Raw genomic sequence first — 4955 nt, 5'->3', positions numbered from 1 at the left:
CCGCGTCGTCGGCGCCGTCGTCGACTCCGTCTCCGACGTCCTCGAACTCTCCGCTGGCTCCATCAAGCCCGCCCCCGAACTCTCCTCCGCCGTCGACTCCGGCTTCATCACCGGCATCGGCGCCGTCAAGAGCGGCAGCGGCGACGACGCCGCCGAACGCATGCTCATCCTCATGGACATCGAGGCCCTCATGGCCAGTGCCGACATGGGCTTGATCGACGCGACCCATTGAACGCCAGCCGAACGGAACCACGCCCATGAGCGCAACGATCTCCACCCGCACTGCCGTCGACAGCTCACTCGGCCGCACCGCCGACCTGATCATGCTGATCACGCTCGGCGCCTTCTCCGCCGCGGCGCTGGCCATCGGGCAGTACTACGGTTCGCTCGGCCTCGCGGCCGGCGTGTCGGTCCTGCTGCTGGCAATCGGCGCGCTCAGCTACGCCGGCGCTGCCGGCACGCTGAGCTCTCGGCTGGTGCTCGGCGTCTGCGTGGCCGCGTCGGTGGCACTGCACATCCACCTCGGCCGTGGCACGCTGGAGTTCCACTTCGGCGTGTTCGTCACCCTGGCCTTGCTGCTGGTCTACCGCGACTGGCGGCCGATCCTCGCCACTGCGGCCTTCTTCGCGGTGCACCACGTCGCCTTCGACCGCCTGCAGGCGGCCGGCCTGGGCGTCTACTGCACGCCGGAGCCGAACTTCCTGAAGATCATCATGCACGCCGCCTACGTGGTGCTGCAGACCTCGCTCGAGGTGTGGATCGCCGTGCGCATGGCCTCGCTGGCCCGCCAGGGCGACGAGTTGAGCGCACTGGTCGGCGAGGTCGAGCGCGATGGCCAGGTCTCACTGGACCTCGGCCATGTGGCCGCCACGACGCCGGGCGCCGTGGCGCTGAAGCAGGCACTGGGCCGCGTTCAACGCACGCTGATCCAGGTGCGCGACTCGGCCGGCAGCGTGACGCTGGCCAGCGACGAGATCGCCACCGGCAACCAGGATCTCTCCGCCCGTACCGAGCAGGCGGCCAGCAACCTGCAGCAGACCGCCAGCGCGATGGAACAACTCACCGCCACCGTGCGCAACAGCGCCGACTCGGCGCGCCAGGCCAACCAGCTCGCGGCCTCTGCCGCCGAGGTCGCCCAGCGCGGCGGCACCGTCGTCTCCCAGGTGGTCTCCACCATGGACGAGATCAATGCCAGCTCCAAGAAGATCGCCGACATCATCGGCGTCATCGACGGCATCGCCTTCCAGACCAACATCCTGGCGCTCAACGCCGCCGTCGAGGCCGCCCGCGCCGGCGAGCAGGGCCGCGGCTTCGCCGTCGTCGCCTCCGAGGTCCGCTCCCTCGCCCAGCGTTCCGCCGAGGCCGCCAAGGAGATCAAGGGCCTCATCGGCGCCTCCGTCGACAAGGTCGACAACGGTTCCAAGCTGGTTGCCGACGCCGGCGCGACGATGAACGAGATCGTCGGCTCGGTGCAGCGCGTCAGCGACGTGATCGGCGAGATCACCTCCAGCTCGACCGAGCAGAGCGACGGTATCGGCCAGGTCAACACCGCCGTCACCCAGCTCGACCAGATGACGCAGCAGAACGCCGCGCTGGTCGAGCAGTCGACCGCGGCCGCGGAGAGCCTGCGCCAGCAGGCACAGCGGCTGGCCGACGCATTGGCCGGCTTCCGCCTCGCGGCCGCCTGAAGCGGCGCTACTCCGCGGCGCGCCGCAAGGTCTCGACGACCGGGCGGCGCAGCACCTCGCGCAGGCCCCACCAGCCGGCGGCCAGCGCGAGCAGTGCACCCGCCGCGCCGCCGATCAGCGGCACCCAGGGTGACGGGTTCCAGCTGAACTCGAAGGCATAGCGCGCCAGCGCCCAGCCGACCGCGATCGCGGCGAGCGAGGCCAGCACGCCGGCCAGCGCACCGACGCCGAGCAGTTCGGCGCGCTGCACCTGGCCAAGCAGCCTGGCGCTCGCGCCCATCGCCCGCATCACCGCGAACTCGCGCGCCCTCGCCTCGCGCGTGGCCGTCACGGCGGCGAACAGCACCACCAGGCCGGCGGCGAGCGTGAAGCCGAACAGGAACTCGACCGCGCGGATGACCTGGTCGAGCACACGCTGCACCTGGGCGATCGAGGCCGACACGTCGACGTTGGTGATGTTCGGGAAGTCGCGGCTGAGCGTGTTGTCGAACGCTGCGCCTCGCCCGTCCGGCGCGCGGAAGGCAGCGATGTAGGTGGCCGGCACCCCGGTCATCGTGTCGGTCGGGAAGATGACGAAGAAGTTGACCCGCATCGACCCCCAGTCGACCTTGCGCAGGCTGGTGATCCGGCCTTCGGCGGGCATGCCGGCAATATCGAAGCGCAACGTGTCGCCCAGCGTCACGCCGAGCGATTTCGCCAGCCCCTCCTCCACGCTCAGGCCGCCGGCCTCCTCGGCCGTCCATTGCCCGTCATGCAACTCGTTGTGCGGCGGCAGCGTGGCCGTGTGGCTGAGGTTGAACTCGCGGTCGACCAGGCGCTTTGCGCGCTCCTCGACCATGTCCTCCGGCCGCACGCCCTTGCCGTTGATGGCCACCAGGCGGCCGCGGATCATCGGGAACCAGTCATAGCGCGCGATGCCCTCGTCCCTGAGTCGAGCCCGGAAGGCCTCGCCCTGCTCGGGCTGGATGTTGATGACGAAGCGGTTCGGCGCGTCCGGCGGCGTGGCCTGGCGCCAGGCGCCGATCAGGTCGGTGCGCAGCAGCACCAGCAGCACCAGCGCCAGCAGGCCGACCGACAGCGCCGACACCTGCAGCACCGCGAAGGCCGGGCGCGCTGCGATCTGCCGCGTGGCCAGCACCAGCCAGCGCGGCGCGCGTGACTCGGGCACGGTGCGGCGCAGCAGCAGCACGGCGCCGTAGGACAGCAGCGCGAACAGCGCCACGGCCGCGGCGAAACCGCCGACGGCGATCAGGCCGAGCTTGAGATCGCTGGACACCGCCATCAGCAGGGCGACGAAGCCCGCCGTGCCGGCAGCCAGCACCGCCAGCGAGGCGGGCTTGAGGGCGCCGACGTCGCGGCGGATCACGCGCAGCGGCGGCACCCGCGCCAGCTGCAGCACCGGCGGCAGGCCGAAGCCGAGCAGCAGCGTCATGCCGACGCCGAGGCCGAACAGCGCCGGCCAGATGCTCGACGGCGGCAGCGCGCCGTCGACCAGGCCGGACAGCAGCCAGACGAACACATAGTGCACCGCGAAGCCGAGCGCAACGCCCAGCGCGCTGGCCAGCAGCCCGACGGCACCGAACTCGGCGAGATACAGCGCCGCGATGCGCTTCTGCGGCTGGCCGAGCACCCGCAGCATCGCGCAGTCGTCGAGGTGTCGGCTGGCGAAGTCGCGTGCCGCGATGCCCACCGCCACGGCCGCCAGCAGGGCCGCGAGCAGCGCCACGAGGTTGAGGAACTTCTCCGCCCGGTCCAGCGTCTGGCGCATCTCCGGCCGGCCGGAGGCGATCGACTCGATGCGGATGCCGCGCAGGTCCTGCACCTTCAGTTCGGCCTCGGCCCAGCGCACGAACTCGCGCACCGGCGCGTCTCGCTGGTCGCGCGAGGCCACCGCGAGGCGGTAGTTGACGCGACTGGCCGGCTGGATCAGCCCGGTGGCCGGCAGGTCGGCCTGATTGAGCATCACGCGCGGCGCGAAGCCGAGGAAACCAGCGCCACGATCGGGCTCGATGACGATGACCTTCGCGATGCGCAGGCTGGCGTCGCCGAGCAGCATCTCATCGCCGACCTGCAGCGACAGCGAGCTGAGGATGGCCGCGTCGACCCACACCGTGCCCGGCTCGGGCGCGGCGGCCATGTCGGTCTCGGCACCGCCCGGCGCGTCGGCCAGGCGCAGCTTGCCGCGCAGCGGGTAGCCCGCGGCCACCGCCTTGACGGTGACCAGCCGGGTGGCGCCGCCCTTCTCGTCGGGCGCCCGGCCCATGCTCGGGAAGATGGTCGACTGCGCGCTGGCCAGCCCCAGCTCGGCCGCCTTGGCGGCAAAGGCCGCTGGCGCGGGCTGGTCGCTGGCGACGATGGCATCGCCGCCGAGGATCTGCCGCGCGTCGCGCGCCAGGCCGCCGTTGATGCGGTCGGCGAAGAAGGCCACCGCGGTCAGCGCAGCGACCGCCAGCATCACGGCGGCCACCAGCAGGCGCAGTTCGCCGGCACGGAAGTCGCGCGCCATCTGGCGCCAGGCGAGCACCAACGTCGAGGCGCGGCGAGGTGTGGAAGAAGTCATGGGCCGACTGTGCCACGGCTCGAACGCATGTTGGCTTCGTGAGGGATTCCTCGCTTCGCCGAATCACCGCATGACCGCGGTATCTGCTCGCCCTACAGTCCCTCTCATGAGCGGCCTGCAATGCCTGCTGTACATGAGCCGCGCCACGCGGGAGATGACTGCGCTCGAGGTCGATGCGCTGCTGGAACGCGCACGCGTGTTGAACGCGGCTCAGGGCGTCACCGGTGCCTTGCTCCACTACGACAGCCGCTTCGTGCAGGTGCTGGAGGGTGCGCCCGCCGCGGTGGAGAGCTGCTTCGAGCGCATCCTCGGCGACCCGCGCCACGAGCAGATCACCCGGCTGCACAGCGAGATGATCGCCGCACCGCGCTTTCCCGACTGGTCGATGCGCTACGTCAGCGCCAGCGGCCAGCCCGATCGCGCCGTCGTGGCCTTCCTCGGGCAGCTGCAGAGCAGGCCGAGCGGCGACAGCGTGCGCCAGGCCATCGCGCTGCTGCAGCGCCTGTCCGGCGGCAGCCCGGACTGGCCGGCGCGCTGAACGCTGCGTGCAATCCGGCTGAGCCACCTCGGCCGCCGCCGGGCGTTCAATGAGGGCATGGATTCGCACCGCCTCCCCTCGATCTTCGTTTCCCACGGCTCGCCGATGACGGCGCTGGAGCCCGGCGCGGCCGGCGCCTTCATGAAGGCGCTCGGTCCGCGCATCACCG

At 71.4% G+C, this 4955-nt stretch carries 4 protein-coding genes; 3 read left to right on the top strand and 1 reads right to left on the bottom strand.

The window, feature by feature from the left end:
• Window positions 1-232: chemotaxis protein CheW (locus AAG801_RS40535; RefSeq protein WP_341893530.1), on the top strand; the 232-nt coding region annotated here is incomplete at its 5' end.
• A gap of 25 nt (window positions 233-257) precedes the next feature.
• Complete coding sequence (locus AAG801_RS40530; protein ID WP_341893529.1) at window positions 258-1688, top strand: methyl-accepting chemotaxis protein; 1431 nt, start codon at window positions 258-260, stop codon at window positions 1686-1688.
• Window positions 1689-1695: 7 nt separating this feature from the next.
• Here the strand turns inward: AAG801_RS40530 and AAG801_RS40525 are convergent, their stop codons facing one another.
• A complete protein-coding gene (locus AAG801_RS40525; RefSeq protein WP_341893528.1) occupies window positions 1696-4248 on the bottom strand; it encodes an FtsX-like permease family protein in 2553 nt (850 codons plus the stop codon).
• A gap of 106 nt (window positions 4249-4354) precedes the next feature.
• Here AAG801_RS40525 and AAG801_RS40520 point away from each other — a divergent pair, with 106 nt between their 5' ends.
• The gene (locus tag AAG801_RS40520) at window positions 4355-4786 is read left to right on the top strand and encodes a BLUF domain-containing protein (RefSeq protein WP_341893527.1); all 432 of its coding nucleotides are present in this window, start codon (window positions 4355-4357) and stop codon (window positions 4784-4786) included.
• The last annotated feature ends 169 nt before the right edge of the window (window positions 4787-4955 follow it).

The organism is Variovorax sp. YR752 (genome assembly GCF_943372545.1).
Note: the sequence above shows the minus strand (reverse complement) of the source record. Positions and strands in the feature narration are given on the sequence as shown.

Excerpts from the sequence above, each read along its gene's own strand:
- AAG801_RS40530 (WP_341893529.1), top strand. The coding sequence starts at position 258 with ATGAGCGCAACGATCTCCACCCGCACTGCCGTCGACAGCTCACTCGGC.
- AAG801_RS40525 (WP_341893528.1), bottom strand. The coding sequence starts at position 4,248 with ATGACTTCTTCCACACCTCGCCGCGCCTCGACGTTGGTGCTCGCCTGG.
- AAG801_RS40520 (WP_341893527.1), top strand. The coding sequence starts at position 4,355 with ATGAGCGGCCTGCAATGCCTGCTGTACATGAGCCGCGCCACGCGGGAG.